This window comes from Hydrogenophaga sp. GW101-3F08 (assembly GCF_059424585.1).
Map to the genome: position 1 here is coordinate 1,001,734 of NZ_JBWKZP010000001.1, position 15,086 is coordinate 1,016,819.

14 protein-coding genes are annotated in these 15,086 nt (G+C 67.0%); 7 read left to right on the forward strand and 7 right to left on the reverse strand.

What is annotated here, in order from left to right:
- Nucleotides 1-73: 73 nt before the first annotated feature.
- Together creC and creB are read right to left on the reverse strand one after the other, a co-directional pair.
- Nucleotides 74-1,513, reverse strand: a complete 1,440-nt coding sequence (gene creC, locus AC07YZ_RS05010) for a two-component system sensor histidine kinase CreC (protein WP_494793941.1) — start codon at nucleotides 1,511-1,513, stop codon at nucleotides 74-76.
- 80 nt (nucleotides 1,514-1,593) lie between these two features.
- Entirely contained in the window at nucleotides 1,594-2,289 is a 696-nt protein-coding gene (gene creB / locus AC07YZ_RS05015) for a two-component system response regulator CreB (RefSeq protein WP_494793942.1), read from the reverse strand.
- Nucleotides 2,290-2,571: 282 nt separating this feature from the next.
- Between creB and AC07YZ_RS05020 the strand changes: the two genes are divergently transcribed.
- The 7 genes from AC07YZ_RS05020 (at nucleotide 2,572) to AC07YZ_RS05050 (ending at nucleotide 9,956) form a co-directional block, all read left to right on the forward strand.
- Nucleotides 2,572-3,828 (forward strand): ABC transporter substrate-binding protein, encoded by a 1,257-nt coding sequence (locus AC07YZ_RS05020; RefSeq protein WP_494794038.1) that lies wholly within the window; start codon nucleotides 2,572-2,574, stop codon nucleotides 3,826-3,828.
- 188 nt (nucleotides 3,829-4,016) lie between these two features.
- Nucleotides 4,017-4,877: a carbohydrate ABC transporter permease gene (locus AC07YZ_RS05025; RefSeq protein WP_494793943.1), complete on the forward strand. Its 861-nt coding sequence runs from the start codon at nucleotides 4,017-4,019 to the stop codon at nucleotides 4,875-4,877.
- A 7-nt stretch (nucleotides 4,878-4,884) separates the two neighbouring features.
- Nucleotides 4,885-5,715: a carbohydrate ABC transporter permease gene (locus AC07YZ_RS05030; protein WP_226492504.1), complete on the forward strand. Its 831-nt coding sequence runs from the start codon at nucleotides 4,885-4,887 to the stop codon at nucleotides 5,713-5,715.
- Nucleotides 5,716-5,735: 20 nt separating this feature from the next.
- Nucleotides 5,736-6,770, forward strand: a complete 1,035-nt coding sequence (locus AC07YZ_RS05035) for an ABC transporter ATP-binding protein (protein ID WP_494793944.1) — start codon at nucleotides 5,736-5,738, stop codon at nucleotides 6,768-6,770.
- Nucleotides 6,771-6,816: 46 nt separating this feature from the next.
- The gene (dalD, locus tag AC07YZ_RS05040) at nucleotides 6,817-8,232 is read left to right on the forward strand and encodes a D-arabinitol 4-dehydrogenase (protein ID WP_494793945.1); all 1,416 of its coding nucleotides are present in this window, start codon (nucleotides 6,817-6,819) and stop codon (nucleotides 8,230-8,232) included.
- Complete coding sequence (locus AC07YZ_RS05045; protein ID WP_494793946.1) at nucleotides 8,229-9,017, forward strand: L-iditol 2-dehydrogenase; 789 nt, start codon at nucleotides 8,229-8,231, stop codon at nucleotides 9,015-9,017. The genes dalD and AC07YZ_RS05045 overlap by 4 nt, the downstream gene beginning before the upstream one ends.
- A 3-nt stretch (nucleotides 9,018-9,020) precedes the next feature.
- Complete coding sequence (locus AC07YZ_RS05050) at nucleotides 9,021-9,956, forward strand: AraC family transcriptional regulator (protein WP_494793947.1); 936 nt, start codon at nucleotides 9,021-9,023, stop codon at nucleotides 9,954-9,956.
- Nucleotides 9,957-10,070: 114 nt separating this feature from the next.
- On the opposite strand, the gene AC07YZ_RS05055 is transcribed toward AC07YZ_RS05050, so the two are convergent.
- From AC07YZ_RS05055 to AC07YZ_RS05075, 5 genes are all read right to left on the reverse strand, one after another.
- Complete coding sequence (locus AC07YZ_RS05055; protein ID WP_494793948.1) at nucleotides 10,071-11,387, reverse strand: enoyl ACP reductase FabMG family protein; 1,317 nt, start codon at nucleotides 11,385-11,387, stop codon at nucleotides 10,071-10,073.
- Between the two features lie 263 nt (nucleotides 11,388-11,650).
- A complete protein-coding gene (locus AC07YZ_RS05060; protein ID WP_494793949.1) occupies nucleotides 11,651-12,673 on the reverse strand; it encodes a TRAP transporter substrate-binding protein in 1,023 nt (340 codons plus the stop codon).
- A 36-nt stretch (nucleotides 12,674-12,709) separates the two neighbouring features.
- On the reverse strand, nucleotides 12,710-14,002 hold the full coding sequence (locus AC07YZ_RS05065; RefSeq protein ID WP_494793950.1) for a TRAP transporter large permease: 1,293 nt from the start codon (nucleotides 14,000-14,002) through the stop codon (nucleotides 12,710-12,712).
- A gap of 4 nt (nucleotides 14,003-14,006) precedes the next feature.
- Entirely contained in the window at nucleotides 14,007-14,498 is a 492-nt protein-coding gene (locus AC07YZ_RS05070; protein ID WP_494793951.1) for a TRAP transporter small permease, read from the reverse strand.
- A complete protein-coding gene (locus tag AC07YZ_RS05075) occupies nucleotides 14,495-15,043 on the reverse strand; it encodes a gluconokinase (RefSeq protein WP_494793952.1) in 549 nt (182 codons plus the stop codon). Before AC07YZ_RS05075 ends, AC07YZ_RS05070 begins: the two co-directional genes overlap by 4 nt.
- Nucleotides 15,044-15,086 lie beyond the last annotated feature (43 nt).

The following is a 15,086-nucleotide window of genomic DNA, read 5'->3' on the forward strand; positions in this document are numbered from 1 at the left end:
GTTGTTGGGGACGGAGCGATTCTTGAAAACGGGTGTGCGGCGCTCGCGCGACCTGTGTGAAGCGGGTGTGAAATCAGGCCGGCAGGCGCCAGGTGGCCAGGCAACCGCGTGGCCCTTCCACGTTGTCCACGCGGACCTCGCCGCCGTGCAGATCGCTCACCTCTTTCACCAGGCACAGGCCCAGGCCGGAGCTCTTTTCCTGGGCCTCGCCGCGCGGCAGTGAGTAGAAGCGCTCGAAGATCTTGCCGACCGCGTAGTCGGGCACGCCCGGCCCCTCGTCGCGCACCGACCATTCCACGCCGCCGCCGGCCTGCGCCAGGCGCAGTGTGAGCGCACCGCCCGGGGGCGAGAAGTCGATGGCGTTGTCCAGCAGGTTCTGCAGCGCCTGCGCGATCAGGAAGCGGTTGCCCTGCACCACCATGCCATCGCCCAGTTGGTCCACCACGCGAAGCCCTTTGCGCCGGGTGCGGGGCTCGGCCGTGTGCAGCAGCTCGCGCGTGAGGGCGGAGAGGTCCACGCTTTCCACGTCGCGCAACTGGCGCATCTGCTCCACGTCGGCCAGGCCGAGCAGCTTGTCGATCAGTTGCTGCAGGCGCTCGGTCTGGCGCTGGATGTTGGCGGCGAAGCGTTCGCGCTCGGCCTCGGGCAGCGGCTCCTGCAGCAGTTCGGCCGCGCCGCGGATGGCCGCCAGCGGGCTCTTGAGCTCGTGCGTGAGGGTGTGCACATAGTTTTCGACGTAGGCCTTGTCTTCGAGCTTGAGGCGCATGCGCTCGACCGCCTGGGCCAGGTCGCTGAACTCGGTGTTGCCGGAGAGGCGCCCCATGCGCGGCAACTCGGCGCGCTCGCCGCGCGCCACCGCGTTGGCGTAGCCGCGCAGACGCGAAAGCGAGCTGGCCATCCACCAGGTGAACAACAGGCCGACCAACAGCGAGATGCCGAGCAGGCCCCAGGACCAGTTCAGGATGCGGTCGCGGCTGCGCTGGATGTAGGGCTCCAGCGTCTGGTTGGGCCGCGAGACGGTGAGCACGCCGATGATCCGTGCGCCATCTCGGATGGGCGCGGCCACGTGCATCACCGTGCGGTCGGCGTCGTAGGCGCTCTCCCCGCTGGAGCGCGCGCCGTATTCGCCACGCAGGGTTTTGTACACGTCGTTCCAGCGCGAATGGTCCTTGCCCAGGTCTTGCCCACGGCTGTCGAACACAACGATGCCGCGCGCGTCGGTGACGGTGATGCGGGTGTGAATGCGGTCCTTCTGGAAACCCCAGATCGAGGCATTGGGCTTGAGCGCGGGCAGCGCGCTCATGGCCTGCGCGAAGCCGCCGCTGGCGATCACCCCGGCTTTCATGTCGGGCGCGGCGAGCTGCGCAAATCCGTAGGCCGCGTCCACCAGGCTGTCCTCCATGGCAAGGCGCGTGCCCGGTTTCACCTCTTCGAGAAAGATGCGCAGCACCACGAACAGCGCCAGGCCCAGGACCAGGAAGAAGCCGAGCAGGAGTCGAAGGCCGATGCGCATGTCAGTCCCGCCCGGCCGTTCCGAAGGGCCTGAGCGCCCCCTTGGGGGGCAGCGAACGCAGTGAGCGTGGGGGCCTCATATCAAACCTGAAGCGAATAGCCCATGTTGCGGTGGGTCTGGATCAGCTCGGCCGCCACGCCGCGCTCGCGCAGCTTGGCGCGCAGCAGTTTCACGTGCGCGTCCACCGTGCGCTCCGACGAGTCGGGCGCGTCGCCCCACACCAGGTCCATGAGCTCGCGGCGAGAGAAGATGCGCTGCGGGCGCCTGATCAGCGTGGCCAGCAGCAGGTACTCGTACCGGGTGAGCGCGAGCGGTTGACCGTCGCATCGGATGCGTTGACTGGCTTCGTCCAGTTGCAAGTGAGCCCCCCCGCCCGGCGCCGCAACCACCTGCGCGTCCCCTGCGGGGCGCCCCGCACTGCGCCGCAGAATCGCGCGCACGCGGGCGCAGACCTCGCGCGGTGAAAAGGGTTTGCTCACGTAATCGTCGGCACCGAGTTCCAGGCCTAGGATGCGGTCGATTTCTTCACTGCGCGCGGTCAGGAAAACGATGGGCAGCTCGCTGGTCTTGCGGATCGCGCGGCAGACGTCGAAACCATTGCCGTCGGGCACGCCCACGTCGAGGATGGCGAGGTCGGGTGGCTCGCTGTGCAGGGCCTGCAGCGCCTCGCTGACCAGGCGCGCATGGCGCACCTCGAACCCGTCGCCGCGCAACACGTAGAGCAGCGTGTCGGCAATCGCCTGTTCGTCTTCCAGCAAAAGGATGCGCTTGCGCATGGGGATCACCGTGGGTTTCGGGGGTGCCGGCGATCTTACCCGTGGGGTATGCGATGGCCCAGGACACAAACTTTGCGCCACTTCATAGGGTAAATCCCATGCTTTGAATGCAAGAGAGTACATACCTTGCCCCTTTCCGTACAAATCGTGCGCGGCACGGTGGTGAGAATTCCCCCACGGTCCAGAGATGGCCGTCGAACGAGCACCCACCATCCTCCAAGGAGACAAACTGTGAAATTCCGCCTCGCTTCCGTCCTCACCGCCGCGCTGCTGAGCGCCGGCATGGCGCACGCCGCCACCGAACTCGTGATCGCGACCGTGAACAACGGCCACATGATCGAGATGCAGAAACTCGGCAAACACTTCGAAGCCGCCAACCCCGACATCAAGCTCAAGTGGGTCACGCTGGAAGAAGGCGTGCTGCGCCAGCGCGTCACCACCGACATCGCCACCAAGGGCGGCCAGTTCGACGTGATGACCATCGGCATGTACGAAACCCCGATCTGGGGCAAGAAGGGCTGGCTGCAGGAACTCAAGACCGACGCCGCCTACGACGTGGACGACCTGCTGCCCGCCATGCGCAACGGCCTGTCGGTGAACGGCAAGCTCTACGCCGCCCCGTTCTACGGCGAAAGCTCCATGCTGATGTACCGCAAGGACCTGGCCGACAAGGCCGGCGTGACCGTGCCCGAGCGCCCCACCTGGACCCAGATCGCCGATCTGGCCAAGAAGATCCACAACCCCAAGGACGGCGTGTACGGCATCTGCCTGCGCGGCAAGCCGGGCTGGGGCGACAACATGGCTTTCCTGTCCACGCTGGTGAACACCTTCGGCGGCCAGTGGTTCGACATGAGCTGGAAGCCACAGCTGGAAAGCAAGCCCTGGAAAGACGCGATCACCTTCTACGTGGACCTGCTGAAGAACTACGGCCCGCCCGGCTCCAGCGCCAACAGCTTCAATGAGATCCTGGCGCTGACCAACTCGGGCAAGTGCGGCATGTGGATCGACGCCACCATCGCCGCCTCGTTCGTGAGCGACCCCAAGCAGTCCAAGGTGGCCGACCAGATGGCGTTTGCCCAGGCGCCCACGCAAGTGACGCCCAAGGGCGCGAACTGGCTCTGGGCCTGGTCGCTGGCCATCCCGGCCGGCTCGCAGAAGGTGGACGCGGCGCAGAAGTTCATCAGCTGGGCCACCTCCAAGGACTACATCAACCTGGTGGGCAAGACCAACGGCTGGGGCACCGTGCCCACCGGCACGCGCAAGAGCACCTACGCGAACGCGGACTTCCTGAAGGCCGCGCGGTTTGCACCGGCGGAAAAACTCGCCATCGACACCGCGAACCCGAACGATTCGACCCTGCCCAAGAGCCCGTACGTGGGCGTGCAGTTCGCCGCCATCCCGGAGTTCCAGGCCATCGGCATCGCCGTGGGCCAGCAGATGAGCGCCGCCCTGGCCGGCAAGACCACGGTGGACGCCGCGCTCAAGGCCGGCCAGGTGGCGGCCGAGCGGGAGATGAAGAAGGCGGGTTATTACAAGTAAGAGGCGCCCCAGACGGCGCTTGGCTCCCTCCCCCGCTGGGGGAGGGCTGGGGTGGGGGCTCGCGGGCAGGTGTGCTGTCTGCGAACACCCTGGCACCGAACCGGCCCCCACCCCCACCCTCCCCCAGCGGGGGAGGGAGTTCTGAAGCCAATCGCCTTCCGTTCTTTTGTTTTCTCCAAGGCCTCCCCATGAACCGCCTGCTCCCCCGACTGCTGCTCACGCCCGCCGTGGCCACGCTCTTCCTCTGGATGATCGTGCCGCTGGTGATGACGATCTATTTCAGCGTCATCCGCTACAACCTGATGCAGCCCGACCAGACCGGTTTCATCGGCCTGGAGAACTTCGAATACTTCGTCACCGACCCGTCCTTCGGCACGGCGGTGATGAACACCCTGCTGCTGCTCGGCAGCGTGATCCTGATCACCGTGGTCTTCGGCATCGCCATTGCCCTGCTGATCAACGAGCCGTTTGCCGGCCGCGGCCTGGTGCGCGTGCTGCTCATCTCGCCGTTCTTCGTCATGCCCACGGTCAACGCGCTGATGTGGAAGAACATGATGATGAACCCCATCTACGGCGTGCTGGCCCAGGTGTGGGCTTTCTTTGGCGCCACGCCGGTGGACTGGCTGACCGACCACCCGCTGTTCTCCATCATCGTGATGGTGTCGTGGCAGTGGCTGCCCTTTGCCACGCTGATCTTCATGACTTCGCTGCAGAGCATGAACCGCGAGCAACTCGAAGCCGCGCGCATGGACGGCGCCACCTACTGGCAGCAGCTGGGCTACCTCTACATCCCGCACCTGGGCCGCTCGGTCGCCGTGGTGGTGATGATCGAGATGATCTTTCTGCTCAGCGTGTTCGCCGAGATCTACACCACCACCGGCGGTGGCCCGGGCGACGCCAGCACCAACGTGGCCTTCCTGATCTTCAAGCAGGCGCTGCTCAATTTCGACGCCGGCGTGGCCTCGGCCGGGGCGCTGTTCGCTGTTCTGCTGGCGAACATCGCGGCGATCTTTCTGATCCGCATGGTCGGAAAAAACCTGGACAAGTGAGATCAACATGGCACGCCAATCCACCTACACCCCCGCCTACGCGCTGCGCACTGTCGGCGCCTGGGCCGTGGCCCTGCTGCTGTTTTTCCCGCTCGGCTGGCTGCTGCTGACCGCGTTCAAGACCGAGCTGCAGGCCATCGCCATCCCGCCCGAGCTGTTCTTCACGCCCACGCTGGAGAACTTCCACGAGGTGCAGGAACGCAGCGATTACCTGCACTACGCCTGGAACTCGGTCGTCACCAGCGTGGTGTCCACCGTGCTCGGTCTGGCCATCGCCGCGCCCGCGGCCTACGCCATGGCCTTCTTCAAGGGCAAGCGCGACAAGGACATCCTGATGTGGATGCTCTCCACCAAGATGATGCCGGCCGTGGGCGCGCTGGTGCCCATCTACGTGCTGGCGCAAAAGAGCCACCTGCTCGACACCCAGCTCGCGCTGATCATCGTGTTCACGCTGTCGAACCTGCCCATCATGGTGTGGATGCTGTATTCGGCCTTCAAGGAGATTCCGAACGAGATCCTGGAGGCCGCGCGCATGGACGGCGCCACGCTCTGGCAGGAGGCCACCAAGGTGCTGCTGCCGCTGTCGCTCGGCGGCTTCGCGTCCACCGGCCTGCTGTGCCTGGTGCTCTCGTGGAACGAAGCGTTCTGGAGCCTGAACCTGAGCTCGGCCCAGGCCGGCACGCTGGCCACGCTCATCGCCAGCTACTCCAGCCCCGAAGGCCTGTTCTGGGCCAAGCTCTCCGCCGCCTCGCTGATGGCCATCGCGCCCATCGTGATCTTCGGCTGGTTCAGCCAAAAGCAGTTGGTCCAAGGCCTCACCTTCGGCGCCGTCAAGTAAACATCTTCAGGACAAGAACCATGGCCTACCTGCAACTCAAAGGCATCGAAAAATTCTTCGGTGAACACCGCGCCATCAAGGGCATCGATCTGGACATCCAGCAAGGCGAGTTCGTCGTCTTCGTCGGGCCTTCGGGCTGCGGCAAATCCACGCTGCTGCGGCTGATCGCCGGGCTGGAGCACATCGACGGCGGCACGCTCAGCCTCGAAGGCCGCGACATCACGCACCTGCCGTCGAGCAAGCGCGACCTCGCGATGGTGTTCCAGAGCTACGCGCTCTACCCGCACATGAGCGTGTTTGAAAACATGAGCTTCGCGCTCAAGCTCGCCAAGGTGGACCCGAAGGTCATCGCCGAGAAGGTGAACCGGGCGGCCGACATCCTGAACCTCACGCCCTACCTGCAGCGCACGCCCAAGGAGCTCTCGGGCGGCCAGCGCCAGCGCGTGGCCATCGGCCGCGCCATCGTGCGTGCGCCCAAGGTGTTCCTGTTCGACGAACCGCTCTCCAACCTGGACGCGGCGCTGCGCGGCCAGACCCGCGTGGAGATCGCCAAGCTGCACCGCGACCTGGGCGCCACCACCATCTACGTGACGCACGACCAGGTGGAAGCCATGACGCTGGCCGACCGCGTGGTGGTGCTGCGCGACGGCCTGATCGAACAGGTGGGCACGCCGCTGGAGCTGTACGACAAGCCGGCCAACCAGTTCGTGGCGCAGTTCATCGGCACGCCGCAGATGAACGTGGTGCCCAGCGCGCAGCTGCCCGCCGCCGCGATGCCACTGGTGCCGCCCGGGGCCCAGGGCGGCTCGATCGGCCTGCGCCCGGAAACGGTGGTGGTGCGGCAGGACGACCAAGGCCTGGTGCGGGGCCGGGTCGATCTGGTGGAGGCGCTCGGCGCCGAGACGCTGATCTACGTGCACACAGCCGAGGGCGCGCAGCTGGTGGCGCGCCAGAGCGAGCGCACCCACCTGAGCCCCGGCGACGCCGTGACGCTGGACGTGGCGACCGGCCAGGCCCACTGGTTCGACAGCAGCGGCCGCGTGGTCAACGCCTGAGCCGCCCCCTTCTTCCTCTCTCTACCCGCGCCTTCCCTTCGCCACCATGAGCACGCCTTCTTCCTCCGCCGAGCTGACCATCCTGCACCTGGGGCTGGGCTCGTTCCACCGCGCCCACCAGGCGCTCTACCTGCACCGGTTGCACCAGTTGGGCGACACCCGCTGGGTGATCGCGGGCGGCAACCTGCGGCCCGACATGCCCGAGACCATGGCCGCGCTGCGCGCCCAGGGCGGTGCCTACACGCTGGAGACCGTCACGCCGCAGGGCGAGCGCAGCTACACGCGCATCGAATCGATCCGCCGCGTGCTGCCCTACCAGGCCGATCTGGCGCCGCTGATCGCCCTGGCCGTGGCGCCGTCCACGCGCATCATCTCCTTCACCGTCACCGAAGCCGGCTACTACCTCGACGCGAACGACCGCCTCGACTGGCCCAGCTTCCCCGACCTGCGCGCCGACCTGGAGGCCGTGCGCGCCGGCCAGGCCGGCCACACCCTTTACGGCGCGCTCGCCACCCTGCTGCGCGCGCGCATGCGGCACCACGGCGGCCCCGTCACCCTGCTCAACTGCGACAACCTGCGCCACAACGGCGAGCGCTCGCGCGGTGGCCTGCTGCAGTTCATCGAAGCCCTGGGCGACACCGCGCTGGCCGACTGGGTGAAGACCCACACCACCAGCCCCAACGCCATGGTGGACCGCATCACGCCGCGCCCCACGCCCGACGTGGCCGAGCGCGTGCGGGCCGCCACCGGCTGGGACGACCGCGCCCCGGTCATGGGCGAGAGCTTCATCCAGTGGGTGATCGAAGACCACTTCATCGCCGGCCGGCCCGACTGGGCGCGCGTGGGTGTGGAACTGGTGGACTCGGTGCAGCCCTACGAGGAAGCCAAGATCCGCCTGCTCAACGCCACCCACAGCTGCATCGCCTGGGCCGGCACGCTGGTGGGTCACCGCTACATCCACGAGGGCACGCACGACCCGGCGATCCGGAAGATGGCCCACGACTACGTCAGCGACGACGCGATTCCCGTGCTGCTGCCCAGCCCGATCGATCTGGCGGCCTACCGCGACGTGGTGCTCGACCGCTTCGGCAACCCCGCCATCCAGGACACCAACCAGCGCGTGGCCATGGACGGTTTCGCCAAGATCCCCGGCATGATCGCGCCCACCATCCGCGACAGGCTCGCGCGCGCCGACAGCATCGCCAGCGTGGCCCTGCTGCCCGCCCTCTTCCTGGCCTGCCTGCAGCGCTGGCACCAGGGCACGCTGCCCTACGCCTACCAGGACCAGGCCATGGACCCGGCCGCGGCCCACGCCATCTGCGACGCCGCCGACCCGGTGGCCGCCTTCGCCGCCGACCCCACGCTCTGGGGCGAGCTGGCCAGCGATCCCCGCCTCGTCCAAGCCCTGCGCGATGCCTTCGCGCGCGTTCAATCCTTCATCCGCGAACACACCGCACCATGAGCCTTCGACTGACCCACAAACATGCCCTGCTCACCGGCGCCGCGGGCGGCATCGGCCTGGCCGTGGCCACCGCCTACCTGCAACAGGGCGCACGCTGCACCGTGGCCGACATCGGCAAAGCCGCGTCGCCCGAGCTGACCCGGCTGCTCCAGGCCTACCCCGACAGCCTGCAATACCAACCCACCGACGTGACCCGGCCCGAACAGGTGGACGCGCTGATCCACGCGGCCAGCGCCCGCTTCGGCGCCATCACCACGCTGTTCAACAACGCCGCCATCTTCGACATGGCGCCGCTGCTGGAAAGCGATGAAGCCATGTACGACCGGATCTTCGCGGTCAACGTCAAGGGCGCGTTCTTCGTCATGCAGAAGGTGCTGGCCCACATGGTGGCCAACCAGGTGCAGGGCGGCGCGGTGATCAACATGGCCTCGCAGGCCGGTCGCCGCGGCGAGGCGCTGGTGTCGCACTACTGCGCGAGCAAGGCCGCCATCATCAGCTACACCCAGAGCGCCGCGCTCGCCATGGCGCCGCACCGGATCCGCGTCAACGGCATCGCCCCCGGCGTGATCGCCACGCCCATGTGGAAAGACGTGGACGCGCTGTTCGCCAAATACGAGAACCTGCCGATCGGCGAGAAGAAAAAGCGCGTCGGCGAGGCCGTGCCCCTGGGCCACATGGGCGATCCCACCGACCTGTGCGGCGCCGCGATTTTCCTCGCCAGCGACGAGGCCTCGTACATCACGGCGCAGACGCTGAATGTGGACGGTGGTAACGTCATGAACTGAAGCATGACCACCAAGATGCACGCCACCCCGCGCCAGCTCAGGCCCGAGCTGGAACACGAGTACGCGCGCTCGCCCGACCTGGGCTATGAGTCGCCGACCGAGGTGGGTTTCGTGCGCTGCCTGGCCCACGGTTTTCCCACCCCGCTGGCACGCTGGCACTACCACGACGAATACGAGCTGCACCTGATCACCGCCACCAGCGGCAAGGTCTTCGTGGGCGACTGGATCGGGCCGTTCCAGCCCGGCCAGCTGGTGCTCACCGGCCCGCGCCTGCCGCACAACTGGGTCAGCATGGACCTGCCCCAGGGTGGGGTGCCGCTGCGCGACCTGGTGATCCAGTTTTCACACGAGCCGCTGGTGCGCGCCAGCGACACCATCCCCGAACTGGCCGAGGTGCTGCCGCTGCTGGAGCGCGCCAAACACGGCATCGAATTCTTCGGCCTGTCCGAGGCCGCCGAGGCCCACTGGCACAAGGTCAAGAACACACGCGGCCTGCGCCGCTTCACCGCGTTCTGCGACTTCATGTGCGACCTGGCCGCCTGCACCGACTACCGGCTGCTGTCGGCCGTGCAGTTGCAGAGCACCGACGACGATGCCTCGCTCGACCAGATCGACGCCGTCGTCAGTCGCATCACCGAGCACCTGTCGGAAGAACACTCCGCCGCCGCGCTGGCCGCCGAACTGGGCATGAGCGAGAGCAGGTTCAGCCGCTTTTTCCGCCGCGCCACCGGCAACACCTTCACCGATTTCGTCAACCGCGTGCGCATCAGCCGCGCCTGCCAGCTGCTGATGGACAGCGAGCAGCAGGTCACCCACATCTGCTACGAGGTGGGCTTCAACAACGTGGCCAACTTCAACCGCCGCTTCCTCGAAATCAAGGGCATGACGCCGAGCGAGTTCCGCAAGCAGTCGCTCACCCGGTTTCGTGGAGCTGTTTGACCCCCCTGCAGCGCTTCGCGCTACCCCCCAGGGGGCGGCACTGGCCGTCCGGCGGAGCCGGCCCGGCGGTGCCCTGGGATAAGTCCCTTCTTGCGTGGCGGGTCGCGCTCCCGCTCAGCCGTGCGCCTGGTTGAGCTGGCGGGCGATGATGTCGTGGTTGAGCCAGAGCACCGGGCCGCTGGGGGCTGAGCATTCGCGGAACATCAGGGCGCCGGAGGCTTCGATCACCAGGGCGCTGAGCAGGTCGGTGATGAGGGCTGTGCGCTCCTTGTGCATGGCCACGATGTCGTCGGAGGCGCCGATCATCAGGTCGGCCAGGCCCTGGCTGTTGGGCATGGGCCAGGCGGCGAAGTTGCCGTAGCCCTTCATCACGTCGGTGGCGTAGAAGTCGGCGATCTTCTGCATCACGGTGTCGAGCGCGCCAGCGTCGCTCAGCAGCTCGCGGCAGGCCTGCCACTGGGTTTCGGCCCAGGCGCCGCCGTTTTCCCGCTTGAGCGCGCGCAGCAGCGAGAACAGCGGCAGCTCGACGCCAACGAAGATGTCCGACGAATTGGTGCGGATCTCGGGGCAGTTGTAAACCGTGGCGCGAATGCCCTGCTCCCACGCGGCCTGGGCGATGCGCTCCAGCCGCATCTTGGCGTAGCCCTGGGTGTAGTTGCTGTAGGTCTGCCACAGGTACTCGTCGCCAATGAGGATGCTGGTGCCGTGGTAGCCGTAGGCGCTGTAGCGGACCTGGCCGCCGGTGCGCTCGGCGCGCTCCCGGATGGCCGCGCTGGCTTCGATGAGGTGGCCGAAGGTGTTGGCCGAGACTTCGTCGAAGTTCTGCAGGATCAGCTTGCCCAGATCGCTGTCGAGCAGCACCTGCGAGGACTGGTGGCGATCGCCCCGGCCCTTGTAGACGCGGTTGGCGATGGCGAGAAAGACCTTGGCCTTGGGGATGCCACCGGCCATGGTGTGGGCGAAAAAGACGTTGCGGCCGTCGGGGATCATGCCGTCGAGCGTGGCCATGACCTGGGCCAGCGAGGTCTTGAAGCGCTCCACGCCGACCTCGCGGCACTTCGCGATGTGGTCCCAGTCGAGCTTGTCCTCGGTCCAGGTCTTGAGGGTGAGCTTGCCCAGCATTTCCGTGGGCGTGGGGGTGCCGGCCGGGGCGTCCATGTCAAAACCGGCCATCAGCGGCACGTTGATGATCTTGCCGCCCAGGTTGGCTTCGCCCGCGGCGAGCTCTTCGTCGGTCAGCGGGCGCAGCGTGCCGTCGGCTTCGCGGCGGCCCACGGTAATGCCGATGACCGTCATGCCCGCCTGGCGTGCTTCGTTGACCAGGCCGTTGGCATAGCCGCGGCCGAACAGTTCACCGAACAGCACGAACACGTCGCCTGCGCGAAAGATGTTTTTCTGGGGAAGTTGAGTCAGGGCGATAGGACCGTTCATGTCGATTCTGTGGGTGTGTGAAGAGGGAGCACCGCGGCCGCAGCCGGGTCGGTCTCGCGGCAGTCCGGGGCCACCAAGGCTACCCCCAAACGTGCGAACCGTTTGAGGGGCGTACTCTACCGGAGAGCGGGCGCCGCCGTTTCCGCCCGGTTACAGGCCCGCCGGCACCGGTCCGCAGCCGGATCGCGCAATCGCCCCTCAAACCAGAAAGAAGAAAGCCGGCCTTGGGCAAGGCCGGCTTCACCGCAGCGCAGGGGCAGCGATTATTTGCCGCCGCGCGCCTGCGCCACGGCGCCCTGCACCTCTTTCCACAGGCCTTCACCCACGTTGGCGGCAATGCCGGTGTTCACCGCCTCCAGCTTCGCACGCATGCGGTTGGCTTCGGCGGGCGAGAGCTGGTTGATCTGCATGCCCTTGCCCTTCAGATCGGCCAGCGCCTTGTCGGCCTCGGCGCGCGTGTCCTGGCGCTCGAAGTCGCGGCTCTTTTTCGCGGCATTGAGCAAGACCGTGCGCTCGGCCTGGCTCAGGGCATCCCAGTACTTCTTGCTCACCAGCACGATCCAGGGGCTGTAGACGTGGTTGGTCACGGTCAGGTACTTCTGCACCTCGTAGAACTTGCTGGAAAGAATGGTGTTGTACGGGTTCTCCTGGCCGTCGACGGTCTTGGTTTCCAGTGCGGTGAACAGCTCGGAGAACGGCAGCGGCACGGCGTTGGCGCCCAGGGTCTTGAAGCTGTCGATGAACACTGTGTTCTGCATCACGCGCAGCTTGATGCCGTCCATGTCTTCGAGCTTGGTCACGGCGCGCTTGTTGTTGGTGAGGTTGCGGAAACCGTTCTCCCAGTACACCAGGCCGACCAGCCCCTTTTCCTGCAGCTTGTCCATCACCTTCTGGCCCACCGGGCCGTCGAGCACGGCGTCGGCTTCCTTGGCATTGTCGAACAGGAAGGGCGTATCCCAGATCGCCATCTCCTTGGTGATGCCCACCAGCGTGGCGGTGGAGCCCACCATCATTTCCTGCGCGCCGCCGATCAGGGCCTGCTGCATCTGCACGTCCGAGCCGAGCGCGGCCGCGCCGATGGCACGGACTTTCATCTTGCCGCCCGAGGCTTTTTCCACCTCGTCGGCGAACACCTTGGTGGCACGGCCCTGGTTGGAGATTTCGTTCAGGCCGTAGCCGAAGCGGATGATGCGCGGCTTGATGTCCTGCGCCCAACTGGCGGTGAACGGGGTGGCGAGCGCGGCCGCGGCGGTGGCGGCGATGAGGGTGCGACGAAACAGGGTCATGACAGTCTCCTTGGAGCAGTGGGTAAGGTTGAAACGTCAGCGCATCCAGGCCACGGGCGCGGTGACGATCTGCGGGAACACGATGAACAGGCCGAGAACGATGAGGTAGGCGAGCAGGAACGGGTTGACGCCCTTGATGACCTGGTGCATGGGCAGGCGCCCCACACCGGCCACCACGTTGAGCACCGTGCCCACGGGCGGCGTGACCAGGCCGATCGCGCCGTTGAGCACGAACATCAGCCCGAAGTACACCGGGTCGATGCCCGCCTTCACGGCGATGGGCAGCATCACCGGCGCGAAGATCAGGATGGTGGGCGTGAGGTCGAGCGCGGTGCCGATCAGCACCAGCACCAGCATCATGGTGACCATGAGCACGCGCGGGTGCTCCACCAGCGGCCCCAGCCAGCCGGTGAGTGTGGACGGCAGGTCGGCCAGCGTGATCATGTAGCTGGCCACGGCGGCACCGGCGCACAGGAACATCACCACCGAGGTGGTGCTCGCGGCGCGCACCAACACCCCATACAGCTCGGGCAGGCGCATCTCGCGGTGCACGAAGAGCGCGATCACCAGCGCGTAGGCCGCGGCCACCACGGCGGCCTCGGTCGGGGTGAACACGCCGCTTTTCATGCCGCCGATGATGATCACCGGCATGAACAGCGCCCAGACCGCGCGGCCGGTGAGGCGCAGACGCTCGGCCATGGGCACGGGCGGGTGGCTCTGCAACGCCATCTTGCGCAGCACCACGCGCCAGGTCACCACCAGCGCGGCGCCCATGATCAGGCCGGGCACGATGCCCGAGATGAACAGCGCCGAGATCGAGGTGTTGGTCGTCACGCCGTAGATCACGAAGGCCATCGACGGCGGGATGATCGGGCCGATCACGCTGCCCGCGGCAATCAGCCCGGCGGACGAGGCCACCGGGTAGCCGTGCTTGCGCATCATGGGCAGCAGGATGGCGGACATGGCCGCGGCGTCGGCCAGCGCCGAGCCCGACATGGCCGAGAGCAGCACCGCTGCGCCGATGGCCACGTAGCCCAGCCCGCCCCGCACGTGGCCGACCCAGGCCTGCGCCATGTCGATGATGCGGCGGCTGATGCCGCCCGTGTTCATCAGTTCGCCCGCGAGGATGAAGAAAGGCACGGCCAGCAGCGGAAAGCTGTCGACGCCGGCCACCATGTTCTGGGCCAGCAGCTGGGTGTCCCAGAAATCCATCACCCAGGCCATGGCGGCCCCGGTGAGCAGCAACGCGAACGCCATGTTCATGCCGATGCCCATGAGCACCACCATGCCGGCGATGAAGACCACGAAGGCCATTGCTTCAACGGTCATCGTGTCACTCCATCTCGGCCTGGTGGCCCAGGTCGAGCGGCGCGCGCCGCACGATCTCGATCAGCACCATGCACCCGATGGCCAGCGCGCACAGCAGCGCCGGCAGCGGCAGCAGCGCCACCGGGTAACCGAGCACCACGGAGTTGCTGTCCATGCCCACCACCACTTGCTGCCAGGCGCCACGGCCCAGCAGCACGCAGGCCAGCAGCACCAGCAGGCGGATGGCCAGCGTGGCGATGGCGAACACCACGGGCCGGTCGCGCAGCACCCCCACCAGACTGGTGAAAGCCATGTGCTGGCCCATCGGGTAGGCGGCGGTCGCGCCCAGGAACACCATCCAGACGAACAGCAGGCGCGACAGTTCTTCGGTCGCGTTGATGCCGCTGTTGAAGCCGTAGCGAAGCACCACGTTGCCGAACACGCAGACCACCATGCCCAGCAGACACAGCGCCAGCAGGGCCTCGGCCCCGTGTTTGAGCAAATGACCCGGTTTCATGGTTTGGTCTCCAGGGGTTGCGCCAGGGCGCTGGCCTCGGTGCCATGCATCCAGCGCACGACGGCGGCGCCCAGCTCGGGCAGCGGGCGGGTGGCGTCCAGCCGCAGCACACCGGGCTCTTCGCTCGGGTCTTCCAGCGTGGCGAACTGGCTCGCCACCAGGCTCACCGGAAACAGGTGCTCGGACCGGGCGGCCACTCGTTCGCGCGCCTGTTCCTGCGTGAGGTCGAGAAAGGCGAAGCGCAGACCGGGCGCTGCGGCGCGCAGCCGGTCGCGGTAGCGCTGTCTGAGTGCCGAACAGGTGAGCACCACCCCCTGCGGATGGGCCTGCAACTGTCCGGCCAGGGTGTCGAGCCAGGCGGCGCGGTCGTCGTCACTCAGCGGCGTGCCACTGCGCATCCGGCTCACGTTCGAGGGGGAATGGAAATCGTCGCCTTCGAGCAGCGGCAGACCGAGCGCTTCGGCGCAGAGCTGGCCCAGGCTGGACTTGCCGCAACCCGCCACGCCCATCACGACCAGGCTGCCGTTTTCGGGGAAATTTTTCATTTGGTAGCGCTATCCCATCGATTCAAAAAAAAAGCGGCGACAA

What these genes read in the sequence shown, in the direction of transcription:
- dalD (WP_494793945.1), top strand. Translation starts at nt 6,817, where the DNA reads ATGAGCACGCCTTCTTCCTCCGCCGAGCTGACCATCCTGCACCTGGGG.
- AC07YZ_RS05020 (WP_494794038.1), top strand. Translation starts at nt 2,572, where the DNA reads ATGGCGCACGCCGCCACCGAACTCGTGATCGCGACCGTGAACAACGGC.
- AC07YZ_RS05075 (WP_494793952.1), bottom strand. Translation starts at nt 15,043, where the DNA reads ATGAAAAATTTCCCCGAAAACGGCAGCCTGGTCGTGATGGGCGTGGCG.
- AC07YZ_RS05050 (WP_494793947.1), top strand. Translation starts at nt 9,021, where the DNA reads ATGACCACCAAGATGCACGCCACCCCGCGCCAGCTCAGGCCCGAGCTG.
- creB (WP_494793942.1), bottom strand. Translation starts at nt 2,289, where the DNA reads ATGCGCAAGCGCATCCTTTTGCTGGAAGACGAACAGGCGATTGCCGAC.
- AC07YZ_RS05035 (WP_494793944.1), top strand. Translation starts at nt 5,736, where the DNA reads ATGGCCTACCTGCAACTCAAAGGCATCGAAAAATTCTTCGGTGAACAC.
- AC07YZ_RS05025 (WP_494793943.1), top strand. Translation starts at nt 4,017, where the DNA reads ATGAACCGCCTGCTCCCCCGACTGCTGCTCACGCCCGCCGTGGCCACG.
- AC07YZ_RS05055 (WP_494793948.1), bottom strand. Translation starts at nt 11,387, where the DNA reads ATGAACGGTCCTATCGCCCTGACTCAACTTCCCCAGAAAAACATCTTT.
- AC07YZ_RS05065 (WP_494793950.1), bottom strand. Translation starts at nt 14,002, where the DNA reads ATGACCGTTGAAGCAATGGCCTTCGTGGTCTTCATCGCCGGCATGGTG.
- AC07YZ_RS05070 (WP_494793951.1), bottom strand. Translation starts at nt 14,498, where the DNA reads ATGAAACCGGGTCATTTGCTCAAACACGGGGCCGAGGCCCTGCTGGCG.
- AC07YZ_RS05045 (WP_494793946.1), top strand. Translation starts at nt 8,229, where the DNA reads ATGAGCCTTCGACTGACCCACAAACATGCCCTGCTCACCGGCGCCGCG.
- AC07YZ_RS05030 (WP_226492504.1), top strand. Translation starts at nt 4,885, where the DNA reads ATGGCACGCCAATCCACCTACACCCCCGCCTACGCGCTGCGCACTGTC.
- creC (WP_494793941.1), bottom strand. Translation starts at nt 1,513, where the DNA reads ATGCGCATCGGCCTTCGACTCCTGCTCGGCTTCTTCCTGGTCCTGGGC.
- AC07YZ_RS05060 (WP_494793949.1), bottom strand. Translation starts at nt 12,673, where the DNA reads ATGACCCTGTTTCGTCGCACCCTCATCGCCGCCACCGCCGCGGCCGCG.